This is a genomic window from Streptomyces sp. NPDC001507 (assembly GCF_042894765.1).
GTDB lineage: Bacteria > Actinomycetota > Actinomycetes > Streptomycetales > Streptomycetaceae > Streptomyces.
In genome coordinates, this window is the sequence record NZ_JBIAVV010000008.1 from 161,839 (window position 1) to 179,100 (window position 17,262).

Below are 17,262 nucleotides of genomic sequence, written 5' to 3' on the forward strand. Positions count from 1 at the left end.
CCCGCCTGGGTTTTGTACACAGGGGGGGGGGGGGGGGGGGGGGGTGTTTGGGGGGGCGGGGGCCCCCCCCCCCCCCCCCGCCCCCCGGGGGGGGGGGGGGGGGGGCGCCCCCCCCCCCCCCCCCCGACTCGGCTCAGCCCGCGGCAGCGCTACGCGTCGACCTTCTCCATGACCTCGTCGCTGACGTCGAAGTTGGCGAAGACGTTCTGGACGTCGTCGCTGTCCTCCAGGGCGTCGATCAGCTTGAAGATCTTCTTGGCGCCCTCCTCGTCCAGCTCGACCTGCATGGTCGGGACGAAGTTGGCCTCGGCGGAGTCGTAGTCGATGCCGGCTTCCTGGAGGGCGGTACGGACCGCGACCAGGTCGGTGGCCTCGCTCAGCACCTCGAACGACTCGCCCAGGTCGTTGACTTCCTCGGCACCCGCGTCCAGGACGGCGCCCAGGACGTCGTCCTCGGACAGCTCGCCCTTGGGGACGATCACGACGCCCTTGCGGTTGAACAGGTACGACACCGAGCCCGGGTCGGCCATCGAGCCGCCGTTGCGGGTCATGGCGACGCGCACGTCGGAGGCGGCGCGGTTGCGGTTGTCGGTGAGGCACTCGATGAGCACCGCGACGCCGTTCGGGCCGTAGCCCTCGTACATGATCGTCTCGTAGTCGGCGCCGCCGGCCTCGAGGCCGCCACCGCGCTTGACCGCGGAGTCGATGTTCTTGTTCGGGACCGACTGCTTCTTCGCCTTCTGGATGGCGTCGTAGAGGGTCGGGTTACCGTCGATGTCGACGCCGCCCATCCGGGCCGCGACCTCGATGTTCTTGATCAGCTTCGCGAAGAGCTTGCCGCGCTTGGCATCGATCACGGCCTTCTTGTGCTTCGTCGTAGCCCATTTAGAGTGGCCGGACATCTGCCTGTCTCCTTCGCGTAACCCATCCAAACAACGAACGCCAGAGATCCTACTAGGACTCCGCCGCCCGGTTCTCGTGCACCATGTCGACGAACAGGGAGTGCACGCGGTGGTCGCCGGTGAGTTCCGGGTGGAACGACGTGGCGAGCGCGTTGCCCTGGCGGACCGCGACGATGTGGCCCTCGTGCTCGGCGAGCACCTCGGCCTCCGCGCCGACGGACTCGACCCAGGGGGCGCGGATGAAGACGCCCTCTACAGGATCGCCGCCGATCCCGCGGACGTCGACCGCCGCCTCGAACGACTCGTTCTGCCGCCCGAAGGCGTTGCGGCGCACGATCATGTCGATGCCGCCGATGGTCTCCTGGCCCGAGCGCGGGTCGAGGATCTTGTCGGCGAGCATGATCATGCCGGCGCAGGTGCCGTAGACGGGCATGCCGTCGCGCACGCGCGCGCGGAGGGGTTCCATCACGCCGAACAGGACGGCGAGCTTGGAGATGGTGGTGGACTCGCCGCCGGGGATGACGAGGCCGTCCACCTCGGCGAGCTCCTCGGGGCGCCGGACCGGCCTGGCCACGGCGTCCGCCGCGGCCAGGGCGATGAGGTGCTCCCGTACGTCGCCCTGGAGGGCCAGGACGCCTATGACAGGAGTGTTCATGGGTTACCAGCCGCGGTTGGCGTAGCGCTCGGTCTCGGGGAGGGTGTCGCAGTTGATGCCGACCATGGCCTCGCCGAGGTCGCGGGACGCGTCCGCGATGATCTTCGGGTCGTCGTAGAAGGTGGTCGCCTTGACGATGGCGGCGGCGCGCTTGGCCGGGTCGCCGGACTTGAAGATGCCCGATCCGACGAAGACGCCCTCGGCGCCGAGCTGGCGCATCAGGGCCGCGTCGGCCGGGGTGGCGACGCCACCGGCGGAGAACAGCACGACCGGCAGCTTGCCGAGCTCGGCGACCTCCTTGACCAGCTCGTAGGGGGCGCGCAGCTCCTTGGCGGCGGCGTACAGCTCGTTGTTGTCGCAGCCGCGCAGCTTGGCGATCTCGCCCTTGATCTGGCGCAGGTGACGGACGGCCTCGACGACGTTGCCGGTGCCGGCCTCGCCCTTGGAGCGGATCATGGCCGCGCCCTCGGCGATCCGGCGCAGGGCCTCGCCGAGGTTGGTGGCACCGCAGACGAAGGGGGTGGTGAAGGCCCACTTGTCGGAGTGGTTGACCTCGTCGGCCGGGGTGAGGACCTCGGACTCGTCGATGTAGTCGACGCCGAGCGACTGCAGGACCTGGGCCTCGACGAAGTGGCCGATGCGGGACTTCGCCATCACCGGGATCGACACGGCCTCGATGATGCCCTCGATCATGTCCGGGTCGGACATCCGGGCCACGCCGCCGTCCTTGCGGATGTCGGCCGGGACCCGCTCCAGGGCCATGACGGCGACGGCGCCCGCGTCCTCGGCGATCTTCGCCTGCTCCGGCGTGACGACGTCCATGATCACGCCGCCCTTGAGCTGCTCGGCCATGCCGCGCTTCACACGGGCGGTGCCGGTCTCGGGGGTCTGGTTCTCACTGGTGGACACGGGTGACCTCACTCGCTGAAAAGAGGGTTTCTGCAAACACCGAGGAAACGCGAGTGGACCAGTCCACAGCAAGGGCCAATGGGAAGGCGGTGGATCGTTTTCCGCTCAGGCCGTGCGCTCGACCAGCGCGGCGGGCGGTTCGTCGTCCATCTCGAAGGCCAGCGGGAAGGGGGCGTGCCCGGCCAGCCGGAACCAGCGGACCTTGCGGTGCTCGCGCAGCCGGCGGGCCGCGCCGACGGCGTCGTTGTGGAAGCGGCGGGCCATCGGGACCCGGCGTACGGCCTCGGCCAGCTCGCTCGCGGCTGCGTCGCCGCCGGGGGCCACCCGGACCTCCTCGACCTGCTGCGGGTGCTCGAAGACGGCCCGCAGAGCCTGGCTCAGCTCGCTCTCCGCGACCTCCCGCTGCTCCTCCTCGGCCTGCCGGGCGGCGTGCGCGGCCTCGTACAGCACGATCGAGGAGGCGGGATCCAGCACCCCCGAGGTCGCCAGTTCCTGGGCCACCGAGGCCCGCCGCAGCAACTGCGCGTCGAGCGCGGCCCGCGCCGCGTCGATGCGCGCGTGCAGCCGGTCGAGCCGGCCGGCGGTCCAGCTCAGGTAGAGGCCGATCACCACGAGGGCGGCGAGGATCCAGAGCGTCCAGACGAGCGTTGCGGTCACGGACGGAACGCTATAGGAACCGCCTACCACAGCGCCCCGTCAGGGGCGCTGGGGGCACCCCCGGCCGAAGGCTGGGGGAGGAACTGCGCGACCAGCCACGACGGCGCCGCAGCCGACCGACGACCTATCCCGGCCCTCCCAGCGAAGCGCTCAGTCCCGCGCCAGCCCGAACCGCGCCCGCAGCCCCGACCGCTCGTCGGCCGCCACCGCCGCCGCGCCCGCGGTCACCGTCTCGTAGACGGACAGGATGTCCGCACCCACGGTGGACCAGTCGAAGCGCCGCACGTGCGCGCTGCCGCGCTCGCGCAGCCCGGCCCGGCGCTCCGGGTCCTCCAGGAGCCGTACCGCCGCCTCCGCCAGCGCGTCCGCGTCCTCGTTGGCGAACAGCTCGCCCGCCGCCCCCTGGTCCAGGACCTGGGCGAAGGCGTCGAGGTCGGAGGCGAGGACGGGGGCGCCCGCGGACAGGGCCTCGACCAGGATTATCCCGAAGCTCTCGCCGCCCGTGTTGGGCGCGATGTACAGGTCGAGGCTGCGCAGGAAGCGGGCCTTGTCCGCGTCGCTGATCATGCCGAGGAACTCGACGCGGGGGCGCAGCTCGGCGGGGAGGGACTCGACCGCGGCCTCCTCGTCGCCCCGGCCGGCCACCAGGAGCCGGGTCTGCGGGCGGGCGGCGAGGATCCTGGGCAGCGCCTTCATCAGGACCGGGAGGCCCTTGCGGGGCTCGTCGATGCGGCCGATGAAGCCGATGGTGTGGCCCTCCCGTCTCCCACCACCACCCTCAACCGAGCTTCGCGCCCCTCCCGATTGCCACTCGGGGCGCGGCTCGGCCTTGGCGAAGAAGTCGACGTCGACGCCGTTGGGGATCACGACGGCGTCGCCGCCGAGGTGCTCGACCAGGGTGCGGCGGGCGTACTCGCTGACCGCGATCCGGGCGCTGATCTTCTCCAGGGCCGCCTGGAGGATCGAGTACGCGGCGATCATCGCGCGGGAGCGCGGGTTGGAGGTGTGGAAGGTGGCCACCATCGGGCCCTGCGCCGCCCAGCAGGTCAGCAGGCCGAGGGACGGGGAGGTCGGCTCGTGGATGTGGACCACGTCGAACGCGCCGTCGTGCAGCCAGCGGCGCACCCGCGCGGCGGACAGGAAGCCGAAGTTGAGGCGGGCCACCGAGCCGTTGTACGGCACCGGGACCGCGCGGCCGGCCGAGACGACGTAGGGCGGCAGCGGGGTGTCGTCGTCGGCGGGGGCGAGGACGGAGACGTCGTGGCCGAGGCGGATGAAGTACTCGGCGAGGTCGCGGATGTGGAACTGGACGCCACCCGGGACGTCCCAGGAGTAGGGGCAGACGATGCCGATCCTCACGACGGTCCCTTCGCGGGGTCGAGGTCGGCGAGCCACAAGCGCTGGAGCATGTGCCAGTCCTCCGGATGGTCGGCGATCCCGGTGGCGAAGGCGTCGGCCAGCGCCTGTGTCATGACAGACGTCTTCGCGGCCCGGTCACCTGACTCGGGTACCTCGATCGGGGCGTGCACCCGGCCCTGCAGGACGGGGGTGTCGTCGTACCAGAGCGTCACGGGCAGCAGTATCGCGCCGGTCTGCTGGGCCAGCAGGGCCGGTCCGGCGGGCATCCGCGCGGTGTCGCCGAAGAAGCCGACCTCGATGCCGGAGGCGGACAGGTCGCGGTCGGCGACCAGGCAGACCAGGCCGCCGTCGCGCAGCCTGCGGGCCAGGGTGCCGAAGGCGGAGCCGCCGCTGTGCGGCAGGACCTCCATGCCGAGGCCCTCCCGGTAGGCGACGAAGCGGTCGTACAGCGTCTCGGGCTTGAGGCGCTCGGCGACCGTGGTGAACGGCGTCCGCAGCTCGGTGGTGACCCAGGCGCCGGCCAGGTCCCAGTTGGCCAGGTGCGGCAGCGCGAGGATCACGCCGCGGCCGGAGGCGAGGCCGTCGGTGAGGTGGTGGACGTCCTTGGGGACGAAGCCGCCGCGGATCCGCTCCTCGCTCCATGACGGCAGCCGGAAGGACTCCATCCAGTAGCGCAGGTACGAGCGCATGCCCGCGCGGGAGAGTTCGCGCAGCCGCTCGGGGCTCGCGTCGGGCCGCACCCGTGCGTAGTTGGATTCGAGCCGCTGGACGCCCTTGCCGCGCTGCTTCCAGACGAGGTCCGCGATGGAGTTGCCGAGGCGCACGGCGACCGGCTCGGGGAGCTTCTTGACGGTGCTCCAGCCGAGACCGTACAGAGCGTCGGTGATCCGGTCGGCGGCGGTCACTGCCCGGCCTCGCTCCCGTGCGGGGCCTTCTCGCGCTCGGCCGCGGCCTCCGCCTCGGCGGACTCACGGCGGACCGTGACGACCCGCTGGACCAGGGTGACCAGGCTGCCCACGGCGACGATCCACAGCGCGATCGGGAGCAGGATCTGGATGCCCGGCACGCCGAACTTGTGGAAGCCGGCCAGACCGGCCGCCACCAGCGAGATCACCAGGCGCTCGGCGCGCTCCACGAGACCGTTGACGGCCACCGGCAGCCCGATCGACTCGCCGCGCGCCTTGGTGTACGACACCACCTGGCCGCTGGCCAGGCAGAAGATGGAGACCGCGCACAGGACGTCGTTGTTCCCGTTGCCCGCGTACCAGAGGGCGAAGCCGCCGAAGATCGCGCCGTCCGCGACCCGGTCCAGGGTGGAGTCGAGGAAGGCGCCCCAGCGGCTGGTGCGGCCCAGCTGGCGGGCCATGTTCCCGTCCACCAGGTCCGAGAACACGAACAGCGTGATCACGATCGTGCCCCAGAAGAACTCGCCCCGGGGGAAGAAGACCAGCGCGCCCGCGACCACTCCGGCCGTGCCGAGGAGCGTGACCGTGTCCGGGCTCACGCCCCGGCGGATGAGAAACGCGGCGAACGGTGTGAGGACACGCGTGAAGAATGCACGCGCGTACTTGTTCAGCATGGCCTTCCCGACGGTCGTTGCGCCGTGCGGCCCCTGCTGGCCACCCCGGCTGGCCCATCGTAGCCACGCGCGCGTGCGGGCGACGGGTGGGCACTCTCAGTCGGGACCGGCGGCCCGGCTGGACAGGTCCCGGGGGCGCGATCACGTCCTTCGTATGGACGCACCGTGACGGGAGTGGAAAGCTCGAATAACCGCGGGCGTCATCGGAGCCGCCACCGCACGCGGCCCGCCATGCTCGCCCGCGCCCACAGAGACCTCACCGTGCACGGGAGGCAAAACCATGGGCGACAAGGTCAAGGAACACCCCGGAGCCGCCGGCAGGGCAAGGGCGGCCGACCACCCCGCGTCTGTACGGAATGTGGTGCTGGTCGGCCACTCCGGATCGGGCAAGACCACCTTGGTGGAGGCGCTCGCGCTGACCGCGGGGGCGGTGAACCGGGCGGGCCGGGTGGAGGACGGCGGGACCGTCTCGGACTACGACGACATCGAGCACCGGCAGCAGCGCTCCGTACAGCTGTCGCTGGTACCGGTCGAATGGAACGGAATCAAGATCAACATCCTGGACACCCCGGGATACGCCGACTTCGTCGGTGAGCTGAGGGCCGGTCTGCGCGCGGCGGACGCGGCCCTCTTCGTCGTCTCGGCCTCGGACGGGGTGGACGGCTCGACCCGGATGGTGTGGGAGGAGTGCGCGGCCGTCGGCATGCCGCGGGCGATCGTCGTCACGCACCTGGAGGCCGCCCGCGCGGACTTCCAGGAGATGACCCGGGTCTGCGCCGAGGCGTTCGGCGCCGACGACCCGGACGCCGTGCTCCCCCTCTACCTGCCGCTGCACGGCCCGCAGGGTCCGGACGGGCACGCGCCCGTGACCGGCCTGGTCGGGCTGCTCACGCAGAAGCTGTTCGACTACTCCACCGGGGAGCGCAAGGAGTCCGAGCCGGGCCCCGACCAGCTGCCGGACATCGAGGACGCCCGCAACCGGCTGATCGAGGGGATCATCTCGGAGAGCGAGGACGAGACGCTCATGGACCGCTACCTGGGCGGCGAGCAGATCGACCTCAAGACGCTGATCGAGGACCTGGAGCGGGCCGTGGCACGCGGGGCCTTCTTCCCCGTCCTGGCCGCCGCACCGGCCGCCGACGGCGCCCGCCAGGGCCTCGGCACGGTCGAGCTGCTGGAACTGGTCACCGGCGGCTTCCCGACGCCGTTCGAGCACCCCACTCCGGGTGTCACCACCATCGACGGCACACCGCGCGACATCAAGCCGTGCGACACCGACGGCCCGCTGGTCGCGGAGGTCGTGAAGACCGCGTCCGACCCGTACGTCGGCCGGGTCTCCCTGGTCCGGGTCTTCTCCGGGACGCTGCGCCCCGACGAGACCGTCCACGTCTCCGGGCACGGCCTCGCCGACCGCGGCCACGAGGACCACGACGTCGACGAGAAGATCGGCGCGCTGTCCACCCCGTTCGGCAAGCAGCAGCGTCCGGTCACGCATGTCATCGCCGGTGACCTGGCGTGCGTGGCGAAGCTCGGCCGCGCGGAGACCGGCGACACGCTCTCGGGCCGGGACGATCCGCTGCTCATGGAGCCGTGGGAGATGCCCGACCCGCTGCTGCCGCTCGCCATCGAGGCGCACAGCAAGGCCGACGAGGACAAGCTCTCCCAGGGTCTCGCCCGCCTGGTCGCCGAGGACCCGACCATGCGGCTCGAACAGAACCAGGACACCCACCAGGTGGTGCTGTGGTGCCTCGGCGAGGCGCACGCGGACGTCGCCCTGGAACGGCTGCGCAGCCGGTACGGCGTCCAGGTCGACGTCGTCCCGCACAAGGTGTCCCTGCGGGAGACGTTCGCCGGGAAGTCCGCCGGGCGCGGCCGGCACGTCAAGCAGTCCGGCGGGCACGGGCAGTTCGCGATCTGCGAGATCGAGGTGGAGCCCCTGCCGGGCGGCTCCGGCATCGAGTTCGTCGACAAGGTGGTCGGCGGCGCGGTGCCCCGGCAGTTCATCCCCTCGGTCGAGAAGGGCATCAGGGCCCAGGCCGTCAAGGGGGTCGCCGCCGGCTACCAGCTGGTCGACGTGCGGGTCACCCTGCTCGACGGCAAGGCGCACTCGGTGGACTCCTCCGACGCCGCCTTCCAGACGGCGGGCGCGCTGGCGCTGCGGGAGGCCGCGGCGGACGCGAAGATCCACCTCCTGGAACCGGTGGCCGAGGTGTCCGTGCTGGTCGGCGACGAGTACGTGGGCGCGGTGATGAGCGACCTGTCCGGGCGGCGCGGCCGGGTGCTCGGCACCGAGCAGACCAGCGGCGGCCGCACCCTGATCAAGGCCGAGGTACCGGAGTTCGAGATCGGCCGGTACGCGGTCGACCTGCGCTCACTGTCGCACGGTACGGCGCGTTTCAGCCGGTCCTACGCCCGGCACGAGCCGATGCCGCCGCAGATCGCCGAGAGGATTCGCGAACAGGCCAAAGACACCTCCTGACCGGTGTCACCGGGAGTGTCCGGCGGGCGGCTTCGGCCGTCCGCCGACGGTTGTCGGTGGCTGGGGATACTCTGACTACTTGATCAACAGGTGTGCGGAGTACGGAAGTCGGGAAGGCCGCAGAAGCGGGACGGCGGCAAGTGGGGGCGGGAATGAGCTTCGAGGACTTCTTCGGGCCACAGGTGCCCAGGCCGGGCGGCGAGGCGCAGGCACCGACCTACGCCCTGGCCTCGGCGGCCTACCGGGACACGCCGATGGAGGAGATCAAGAAGGCCGACAACGAGTGGCACCGGTCCGAGGTCAAGGAAGGCCGCAAGTGGGCCAAGATATTCCGGCCCAACTTCGGTGAGGCGTACTCCCAGGCGGTCATCGACCGCATGCTGGGCGTCGGCCGCAAACCCCTCGTCCAGTCCTTCGGCAGCGAGCCCCAGGTGGTCGTCGAGCACTGCCTCGCCGCCAACCGCATCCGCCGGGAGCGCGACAACCGGCTCAGCGCCGTCATGTTCCTGTTCGGCGTGCTCTTCCTGCCCGGCCTGCTGGTCTGGCTGGGCGTCTTCCAGCTCCGGGCCACCATGCTGAAGGCCGGGAACAGGCGGGTCTCCGGGTTCGGCAGCGCCCTGCTGGCCGCCGTCGGCGTCCTCGCCGTCATCTTCCTGATCCGGATGCCCCTCGCCGGGTTCTGGGGCTGGTACGCGCGCGGCTGCGTCGTGCTCCCCGTCGTCGGCTGGTACCTGGCCAAGCGGCTGTGCGAGCGCACCGCTCGGGACCTGCGCGAGGCCTGGGACGGCCTGCTCTCCGGGGGCAGCGTCGGGGCGAAGGTCCCCGAGGCGGTGCCGACCAGCCCCGACCAGGCCGCCGCCGAGCAGCTGCGCCAGTCCCTGGCCCGGCTCAGCGCCGAGCAGCAGTCCAACTCGGTCTTCTACGCGGGCCCCAAGGGCATACTCGGCATGGGCACCCGCTGGGGCTCCTGGCACCTCGCCGAGGAGCTGGTCCCGCTCGATCCGGTCAAGGGCATCCACGAGTTCCGCGCCTGGACGGTCGTCCGGGAGATCGAGAAGGAGCTGAGCGTGCTGCACCGGCAGCACCTGAAGACCGGCGGCTTCCCGACACCGCAGGTCAAGCACTGGATCGTCACCCATGTCGGAGAGGGCGCCAAGGAGGTGTCCCGGCCCGAGGGGACCGACTACCAGGTGGGGCCCGCCGACGTGGAGCGGATCTGCAACAACAACCACTTCGACAAGGGCGAGCGGCACTACCTGGGCGTGCAGTGGCCGCACCTGTGGGACGGCGGCCTGATCATCACGATGATGACCACCGTGACCGTGCTGAAGGAGACCCTGCGGATCGAGGTCACCGGACACGCCCTCGGCCCGGTCAACGGCCTGTTCAGCGGCAAGCCCGAGGCCCCCACCAAGACGGTCGCCAAGACCGTACGGTTCTGGGAGACGCGCACGGTCAAGCTGCCCCTGGTCACCCCGGACGAGGTGGTCCGGCTCGCCGCGCGGGCGTCGATCAGCTGGTATCCGCCGCTGCTGAAGTGGCTCGGCGGCTCCATAGGCCTGCCCGAGCCGTTCGGCCTCCGGCACGCCTGGGCCGACCAGCCGTGGAAGCACCGCTTCATGGCCGACGACGCGCTGCGCGCGGCCACGCCGGTGCTCCGGGCGGTGCACCGGGCCGCGTTCACCGTGCTCAAGGAGCACGACGTCAACATGGACAAGTTCAACGCACGGGCGGGAGCGCTCAGCGGGTCGGTCCAGGAGGCGTCGCCGAAGAAGGCCGACACGTACGACGCGTGAGCCTCCGGCGGTTCGGCCGAAGGGGCGGGTGCGGGCACCGGCCCCTGGGCGCTGCCACGCCCGGACCCCGGACCCCCGCTTCGGCCTGAACGGCCTCGTCCTCAGTCGCCGGACGGGCTGCTCAATGCGACGTCGGCCAGGCCTCGGCCAGCATCTTGCGGGTGTCCGCCAGGAGCTGCGGCAGTACCCGGGTGTGGCCCACCACCGGCATGAAGTTCGTGTCGCCGCCCCAGCGCGGCACGATGTGCTGGTGGAGGTGGGCCGCGATGCCGGCGCCCGCCACCGTGCCCTGGTTCATGCCGATGTTGAAGCCGTGGGCGCCGGACGCCGTGCGCAGCGCGGTCATCGCCTGCTTGGTCAGCTCGGCCAGCTCGACCGTCTCCGGCCCGGTCAGGTCCGTGTAGTCGGCGACGTGCCGGTACGGGACCGTCATCAGGTGACCGCCGTTGTACGGGTAGAGGTTGAGCACCGCGTAGACGTGCTCGCCGCGCCGGACGATCAGCCCGTCCTCGTCGGACTTGGCCGGGATCGAGCAGAAGGGACAGCCGTCGTCGGCGCCCGGACCGGTCGGCTTGTTCTCACCCTGGATGTAGGCCATCCGGTGGGGCGTCCACAGGCGCTGGAACGCGTCCTGCGTCCCCACTCCGATCTGCTGCTCCGGCTCACTCGTCATGCTAGGCAGCATATGGCTTCGCCCGTTCGCGGCGTGTCGCCGGGGCCGCGGGAAAGCTCCCGGCGGCGAAGCTGGGCGGATGGACGACGACAGCCGGCTGAACCGCTGGGACCGCAGGACCGACCTGGTACTCGGCGTCGCGTCGCTGGTCTTCCTCGGCTCGTACGCGGTGCACGTGCTGCTGCCCCGGCTGCCCCACGCGGCACACGTCGTCTTCCTGTCGCTGATGTACACGGCCTGGGGGATGTTCGCCGTCGACTACGCGGTGCGCTGGCGGCTCAGCGGTGAGGGACCGGGGTTCGTCCGACGGCGCTGGCTGGACACGCTCGTCCTGGTGCTGCCCCTGCTGCGGCCGGTGCGGGTGGTGCGGACCTACGAGTCGATCCAGCGGCGGCGCGGGGAGCCCCGGCTCGCGTTGCACGCGCGCGTGGCCGCCTACTCGGCCCTGTCGATCTCACTGCTGGGCTTCTCCGGCGCCCTCGCCGTCTACCAGGTCGAACGCTCGGCCCCGAACGCGAACATCCGCACCTTCGGGGACTCCCTCTGGTGGACCTGTTCGACCCTCTCCACGGTCGGTTACGGAGACTACGTCCCGGTGACCACCCTGGGCCGGTTCATCGCCGCGGGGTTGATGGCCTGCGGTCTGGCACTGCTGGGCACGGTGACCGGATCTTTCTCGTCCTGGATGCTGCAACGGTTCTCGGTGAGCGAGGACGGCAGCAGGCCCCCGGGGGACTCCCCGGGGGCCTGAAACCCCGCGGTGGCGGGGAGCACCTCACACCTGTACGCGGCGCTCCACCACATCAACGATCTTCGCGATCGCTTCGTCACGCGGAATGCCGTTCTCCTGCGAACCGTCGCGGTAGCGGAACGACACCGTGCCGGCGTTCATGTCCTCGTCGCCGACGATGATCATGAACGGCACCTTCTGCTTCTGCGCGGTCCTGATCTTCTTCTGCATGCGGTCCGAGGACGCGTCCACCTCGACCCGCAGGCCCTTCTTCTTCGCCTCGGCGGCGAACTGCTGCAGGTACTCGACGTGCCCGTCGCCGATCGGGATGCCGACCGCCTGGACCGGCGCCAGCCACGCCGGGAAGGCGCCCGCGTAGTGCTCAAGGAGCACCGCGAAGAACCGCTCGATGGAGCCGAACAGGGCGCGGTGGATCATCACCGGGCGCTGCTTGGTGCCGTCGGCGGCGGTGTACTCCAGGTCGAAGCGCTCGGGCAGGTTGAAGTCGAGCTGGACGGTCGACATCTGCCAGGTGCGGCCGATCGCGTCCCGGGTCTGCACGGAGATCTTCGGGCCGTAGAAGGCGGCGCCGCCCGGGTCGGGGACGAGCGGGAGGCCCTGCTTCTCGGCCACCGCGCGGAGCGTCTCGGTCGCCTCCTCCCAGACCTCGTCGGAGCCGACGAACTTCTCCGGGTCCTTGGTGGACAGCTCCAGGTAGAAGTCGGTGAGGCCGTAGTCGCGCAGCAGGTTCAGGACGAAAGTGAGCGTCTTGTCGAGCTCCTCCGCCATCTGCTCCTTGGTGCAGTAGATGTGCGCGTCGTCCTGGGTGAAGCCGCGGGCCCGGGTCAGGCCGTGCACGACGCCCGACTTCTCGTACCGGTACACGGTCCCGAACTCGAAGAGGCGCAGGGGCAGTTCACGGTAGGACCGGCCGCGCGCGTCGAAGATCAGGTTGTGCATCGGGCAGTTCATGGGCTTGAGGTAGTAGTCCACGCCCTCGTCGAGCTGCATGGGCGGGTACATGCCGTCGGCGTACCAGTCCAGGTGCCCGGAGGTCTCGAAGAGCTTCCCCTTCGTGGCGTGCGGGGTGTAGACGAACTCGTAGCCCTCCTCCTCGTGCCGGCGGCGCGAGTAGTCCTCCATGACCCGGCGGATCACGCCGCCCTTGGGGTGGAAGACGGCGAGGCCGGAGCCGATCTGCTCCGGGATGGAGAACAGGTCGAGCTCGCTGCCCAGCTTGCGGTGGTCGCGCTTCTCGGCCTCGACGAGGAAGTCGAGGTACTCCTTCAGCTCGTCCTTGGACGGCCAGGCGGTGCCGTAGATGCGCTGGAGCATCGGGTTCTTCTCGCTGCCGCGCCAGTAGGCGGCCGCGTTGCGCATCAGCTTGAACGCCGGGATCAGGCGGGTGGAGGGCAGGTGGGGACCGCGGCAGAGGTCCTTCCAGCACAGTTCGCCGGTCTTGGCGTCCAGGTTGTCGTAGATCGTCAGCTCGCCGGCGCCGACCTCGACGTCCGCGCCGTCGTCGCTGGACGCGGAGCCCTTGAGGCCGATCAGCTCCAGCTTGTACGGCTCGTCGGCCAGCTCGGCGCGGGCCTCCTCGTCCGTGACGACCCGGCGCGCGAACTTCTGCCCGCGCTTCTGGATCTCCTGCATCTTCTTCTCGATGGCCTTGAGGTCATCGGGGTGGAAGGGCTTCTCGACGTCGAAGTCGTAGTAGAAGCCGTCCTTGACCGGCGGGCCGATGCCCAGCTTGGCCTCGGGGAAGAGCTCCTGGACGGCCTGGGCCATGACGTGGGCGGTGGAGTGGCGCAGGATGTTGAGGCCGTCCTCGGAGGAGATCTCGACACCCTCGACGGTCTCGCCGTCCTTCAGCTCGTACGCGAGGTCCCTGAGCTCGCCGCCCACCCGCGCGGCGATGATCGAGCGCTCGCCGGCGAAGAGCTCGGCGGCCGTAGTGCCCGTCGTCACCACGCGCTCTTCCCGCTCGGAATCGCGTTGGATGATCACACGGACGTCTGACACCGGTCTCTCCTGACTGAAGACGAATGCGGGCGCCGTACCAGGAGCGCACGCCATACCGGATCGTACCGACCCGGCACCGTCGATCGCTAAACGGTTACCCGCCGTCCCCGCTCAGTCGCAGTCGTCGCCGGTGCACGCCTCCTCGAAGAAGTCGAGGTTCTCCTGGAGGGACTTCATCAGCCGGTCCCGCTCGGCCTCGTCCACCTGGACCGGTGCGACCCCGAAGGCGCCGGACAGCCGCCGGAAGCCGCCCCGGCTCTCCAGCCGCCCGTGCACCCGCACCGGGAGTCCGACGAGGTGGGCCTGCCCGGCGATCCGGTAGTCCTCCTCGTCGAGGGTGACCCGGACGTACGGCACCTCGGCCCCGGCGATCACCCGCAGCCGTACGGCGCCCTCGCCGCGCGGCTCGGAGCGGCGCATGCGGACGACGGTGCCGGTGACCCGGACCGCGACCGAGGGCTCGTCGCGCAGGTAGCGGGCGCCGGCCTCGCGCAGCACGGGCAGGTCGCCGGGTGAGAACTCGATGGGCTCGGGGGTGGCCGCGCAGTCGTCGGGGACGCCGGCGCCCGGCGCCCACGCCACCGAGACGCGGGCGCCCTCCGTGCCGCGTACGAGCGTGGCGAGGGCGTCGGTCAGCTCCCGGCTCACGCCCGCCTCGACGGCGCCGTCGAAGGCGTCCATGCCGCCGGTGGCCCGCTGGTAGTCGATGGCCTCACGGGCGGCGTACAGGGCCTGGTGGAGGCGTACGGCGAGGGGCCGTCCGGTGGCGACGGGCACGAAGGCGGCGAGGCCGCGCCCGCCGTCCGCCGAGCCGACGAGGACGGACTCCAGCATCGCGGCGGCGGCGCGCTTGTGCCGGGCGCCGTAGTAACCGGCACGCGCGCGCGTGGCGAGCGCGCCGGCCAGCAGGGTCTGCCGGGCGGCGGTGCGCAGTTGCTCCTCGACCGTCCAGGGCGCGGCGTCCGCCGGTCCGCCGGGCACGTCCCGCAACCAGCGGATCTCGTCGCTGGGCACGGCGAGCCCGACCAGTACCTCACGCGCGGCGGGGGTGCCGCTGCGCACGAGAGCGGTGAGTGCCTCCCCGAGCAGGTCGTCACTGTCCGGGAAGGCGCGGCTCTCGGGTACCAGCAGGCTGGTGCCGGTGCTGCCCGGCCCGGGTGGGGTCCAGCGGCCGTAGCGCCCGGGTGCTCCCCCGCGCCGCTGCCAGCCGTGCCGGCGCAGCAGGGCGCCCAGCACGGCCGGGTCGACCTCGGCGGGCTCGGGGGGACGGTTCCAGTGCGGACCGTGGAGATCGTCGGGATGCGGCCGGACCTCCCGCAGCTGCTCCTCGTACGGACGGTGCCTCATGGCCTGCCTCCCGTCCCGACCCGCGTCATGATCTCGCAGAGCGCCCGGTCGTCGAAGATGCGCGCGGTCGGAACCCGCACGGTGGTCCGGTGCCGGCCGGTGACCGGGTGCCCTGCCAGGTTGACCCAGTAGCAGCAGTGGCGCAGATCGAGCCGGTCGTGGCTGGCGCGCAGCCAGTCGTCCTGGGAGCGCGGTACCAGCATCACCACCAGGATCTTGTGCACCGACACCGGTGTGCGGGCGAGCTTGCGCAGGTGGTCGTTGTCCAGCGTGAAGGAGAAGAAACGTCCCGGCGGGTTGGGGGCGATCTGGTACGTGCACTTGAGCTGCACCTTTATCGTCACCTCGTCGTCGACGGTGTGACCGGGCGAGCCGTGGCTGACGTGCCAGTCGATGCCGTTGTCCGGGAACGGCTGGGACAGCGAGCAGCCGGCCGCCGCCGCGACGGCATGCAGATAGCCCACCTGCAGTGTCTCCATGCAGGCGGTGGTCGCGAGTGTGCCGCGATGGGGGCCCGTACGTTCGGGCAGCAGCCCGCCCCGTTCGGGCTGCGCTATCGCCATGACCAACAGCCTTCCCAGCCAAAGAGTTTCCCCGTGGCGGGCCGCTGAACTGCAAAGACCCGCACTCCTGTTGTGTCCTTCCGGCGTACGCCGCAAACGGCCCGGGTATCACCAAACGGGCAGAAGACGGAACGTCATCTGCCGTGGGTGAACGAGGAGTTGTATTGGCATGACGTGCTGGTACGAGGGGCCCCTGGCGGCCTTCGACACGGAGACCACGGGCGTGGACGTGGAGACCGACCGCATCGTGTCCGCCGCGGTCGTCGTCCAGGACGCCCCGGGCACCCGCCCCCGGGTGACCCGCTGGCTGGTCAACCCGGGTGTGCCGGTGCCGGAAGCGGCGACGGCGGTGCACGGGCTGACGGAGGAACACCTGCAGCGCAACGGCCGCTGGCCGGCGCCGGTGATGCACGAGATAGCCGAGGAACTGGCCGAGCACGCGGCGATGCACCGCCCGCTGGTGGTGATGAACGCGCCGTTCGATCTGACGCTGCTGGACCGGGAGTTGCGCCGGCACCGGGCGTCCTCGCTGGACCGCTGGTTCGAGGCGAGCCCCCTGCTCGTCCTCGATCCCCGGGTCCTGGACAAGCATCTGGACCGCTACCGCAAGGGCCGCCGGACCCTGACCGACCTGTGCGCGCACTACGAGGTCAGCCTCGAAGGCGCGCACGACGCGGGCGCGGACGCGCTCGCGTCCCTGGAGCTCGTACGGGCGCTGGGCCGCCGTTTCGCGGCCCGCCTGGAGCGCCTGACCCCGGCCGAGCTGCACACCCTGCAGACGACCTGGCACGCGGCGCAGGCGCGTGGCCTCCAGGCGTGGTTCACCCGCAGCGGCACACCGGAGACGGTGAGCCAGGACTGGCCGCTGCGGCCGGAGCTGCCGACGGCGGCGTGACGGGCGGGGCGCCACCACCGGCGCGCGACCGGCCGCGAGACAGCTGGGCCCGGGCCGCGGAGTCCAGCGGTCGGCCGGGGACGGAACGAACAAGGCCGGTCCGCTGGTGCGGACCGGCCTTCCGGGTGGTGGGCGATACTGGGTTCGAACCAGTGACCTCTTCGGTGTGAACGAAGCGCTCTCCCACTGAGCTAATCGCCCGGGAACGGAGAGAACGATACAGGTACCGGCGGGTTTCGTTCAAACCGCTTGGAGGTGCCTGAGCAGTCCGCGCCGTCCCGCCCGCATCATCAACCGGTGGTTGGCGCGGAAGAAGGGCCGTCCGGGGACGGCGAGTCGGCGCAGCAGCGGTTTGTTCACGTCGACGACCTGGTCGTAGCGGGCGAGGGTGCCGGCGCCGTCGGCGGTGACCGTCCAGCGGGACCAGCCCTCGATGTCACCGGTCATCGCGGCCTCCAGCAGGCCGGCCCCCGGATCGCGTCGCGTCTCCCGCGCCGTGAACGTCATGTCGTACGGAAGGACGGAACGGATCGTGATGACCCCCGTCGTGTCGTTCAGCCGGATCACCGACCGCACCTGCGGCCACCAGCCCGGATAGTCCTCGACCCGCTCCAGCGCGTCGTAGACGACGGCGCACGGCACCGGCAGGGACCACAGGCTGCGGAAACGGTAGTGGGTCCAGTCCATGAGCGGAGT

16 protein-coding genes and 1 tRNA gene are annotated in these 17,262 nt (G+C 71.1%); 4 read left to right on the forward strand and 13 right to left on the reverse strand.

The features are described from left to right. Positions 1 to 149 precede the first annotated feature (149 nt). From ACFY0K_RS25770 to pgsA, 7 genes are all read right to left on the reverse strand, one after another. On the reverse strand, positions 150 to 902 hold the full coding sequence (locus ACFY0K_RS25770) for a YebC/PmpR family DNA-binding transcriptional regulator (RefSeq protein WP_351960527.1): 753 nt from the start codon (positions 900 to 902) through the stop codon (positions 150 to 152). A 52-nt stretch (positions 903 to 954) separates the two neighbouring features. Next, on the reverse strand, positions 955 to 1,557 hold the full coding sequence (gene pdxT / locus ACFY0K_RS25775; RefSeq protein ID WP_390641845.1) for a pyridoxal 5'-phosphate synthase glutaminase subunit PdxT: 603 nt from the start codon (positions 1,555 to 1,557) through the stop codon (positions 955 to 957). A 3-nt stretch (positions 1,558 to 1,560) separates the two neighbouring features. Beyond that, the gene (gene pdxS / locus ACFY0K_RS25780) at positions 1,561 to 2,466 is read right to left on the reverse strand and encodes a pyridoxal 5'-phosphate synthase lyase subunit PdxS (protein ID WP_382724190.1); all 906 of its coding nucleotides are present in this window, start codon (positions 2,464 to 2,466) and stop codon (positions 1,561 to 1,563) included. A gap of 105 nt (positions 2,467 to 2,571) precedes the next feature. After that, complete coding sequence (locus ACFY0K_RS25785) at positions 2,572 to 3,123, reverse strand: hypothetical protein (protein ID WP_390641846.1); 552 nt, start codon at positions 3,121 to 3,123, stop codon at positions 2,572 to 2,574. A gap of 150 nt (positions 3,124 to 3,273) precedes the next feature. Beyond that, positions 3,274 to 4,482 carry a glycosyltransferase family 4 protein gene (locus ACFY0K_RS25790; protein WP_390641847.1) on the reverse strand — a complete coding sequence of 403 codons (1,209 nt, stop codon included), beginning with the start codon at positions 4,480 to 4,482 and terminating at the stop codon, positions 3,274 to 3,276. Continuing rightward, positions 4,479 to 5,387, reverse strand: a complete 909-nt coding sequence (locus ACFY0K_RS25795) for a phosphatidylinositol mannoside acyltransferase (RefSeq protein ID WP_390641848.1) — start codon at positions 5,385 to 5,387, stop codon at positions 4,479 to 4,481. The genes ACFY0K_RS25790 and ACFY0K_RS25795 overlap by 4 nt, the downstream gene beginning before the upstream one ends. Then, positions 5,384 to 6,061: a phosphatidylinositol phosphate synthase gene (pgsA, locus tag ACFY0K_RS25800; protein WP_093505310.1), complete on the reverse strand. Its 678-nt coding sequence runs from the start codon at positions 6,059 to 6,061 to the stop codon at positions 5,384 to 5,386. Before pgsA ends, ACFY0K_RS25795 begins: the two co-directional genes overlap by 4 nt. 280 nt (positions 6,062 to 6,341) lie before the next feature. Between pgsA and ACFY0K_RS25805 the strand changes: the two genes are divergently transcribed. Together ACFY0K_RS25805 and ACFY0K_RS25810 are read left to right on the forward strand one after the other, a co-directional pair. Then, positions 6,342 to 8,540: an elongation factor G-like protein EF-G2 gene (locus tag ACFY0K_RS25805; RefSeq protein WP_390641849.1), complete on the forward strand. Its 2,199-nt coding sequence runs from the start codon at positions 6,342 to 6,344 to the stop codon at positions 8,538 to 8,540. A gap of 152 nt (positions 8,541 to 8,692) precedes the next feature. Then, entirely contained in the window at positions 8,693 to 10,336 is a 1,644-nt protein-coding gene (locus ACFY0K_RS25810) for a hypothetical protein (protein ID WP_390641850.1), read from the forward strand. A 121-nt stretch (positions 10,337 to 10,457) separates the two neighbouring features. Here ACFY0K_RS25810 and ACFY0K_RS25815 read toward each other — a convergent pair whose 3' ends face one another. Next, the gene (locus ACFY0K_RS25815) at positions 10,458 to 11,021 is read right to left on the reverse strand and encodes an HIT domain-containing protein (protein ID WP_351960534.1); all 564 of its coding nucleotides are present in this window, start codon (positions 11,019 to 11,021) and stop codon (positions 10,458 to 10,460) included. Positions 11,022 to 11,088: 67 nt separating this feature from the next. Here ACFY0K_RS25815 and ACFY0K_RS25820 point away from each other — a divergent pair, with 67 nt between their 5' ends. Further along, positions 11,089 to 11,760: a potassium channel family protein gene (locus ACFY0K_RS25820; protein ID WP_390641851.1), complete on the forward strand. Its 672-nt coding sequence runs from the start codon at positions 11,089 to 11,091 to the stop codon at positions 11,758 to 11,760. A 24-nt stretch (positions 11,761 to 11,784) separates the two neighbouring features. On the opposite strand, the gene thrS is transcribed toward ACFY0K_RS25820, so the two are convergent. The 3 genes from thrS to ACFY0K_RS25835 form a co-directional block, all read right to left on the reverse strand. After that, positions 11,785 to 13,761 carry a threonine--tRNA ligase gene (gene thrS, locus ACFY0K_RS25825; protein ID WP_390641852.1) on the reverse strand — a complete coding sequence of 659 codons (1,977 nt, stop codon included), beginning with the start codon at positions 13,759 to 13,761 and terminating at the stop codon, positions 11,785 to 11,787. 111 nt (positions 13,762 to 13,872) lie between these two features. After that, positions 13,873 to 15,108, reverse strand: coding sequence for a hypothetical protein (locus ACFY0K_RS25830; RefSeq protein WP_390641853.1), 1,236 nt, complete (start codon positions 15,106 to 15,108; stop codon positions 13,873 to 13,875). Then, entirely contained in the window at positions 15,105 to 15,671 is a 567-nt protein-coding gene (locus tag ACFY0K_RS25835; RefSeq protein WP_390641854.1) for a DUF4365 domain-containing protein, read from the reverse strand. The genes ACFY0K_RS25830 and ACFY0K_RS25835 overlap by 4 nt, the downstream gene beginning before the upstream one ends. 169 nt (positions 15,672 to 15,840) lie before the next feature. On the opposite strand from ACFY0K_RS25835, the gene ACFY0K_RS25840 reads away from it, so the two are divergent. Further along, the gene (locus ACFY0K_RS25840; protein ID WP_390641855.1) at positions 15,841 to 16,566 is read left to right on the forward strand and encodes a 3'-5' exonuclease; all 726 of its coding nucleotides are present in this window, start codon (positions 15,841 to 15,843) and stop codon (positions 16,564 to 16,566) included. 126 nt (positions 16,567 to 16,692) lie between these two features. Here the strand turns inward: ACFY0K_RS25840 and ACFY0K_RS25845 are convergent. Continuing rightward, a tRNA-Val gene (locus tag ACFY0K_RS25845) sits at positions 16,693 to 16,767 on the reverse strand. A 39-nt stretch (positions 16,768 to 16,806) separates the two neighbouring features. Continuing rightward, positions 16,807 to 17,253: an SRPBCC family protein gene (locus tag ACFY0K_RS25850; RefSeq protein WP_390641856.1), complete on the reverse strand. Its 447-nt coding sequence runs from the start codon at positions 17,251 to 17,253 to the stop codon at positions 16,807 to 16,809. Positions 17,254 to 17,262 lie beyond the last annotated feature (9 nt).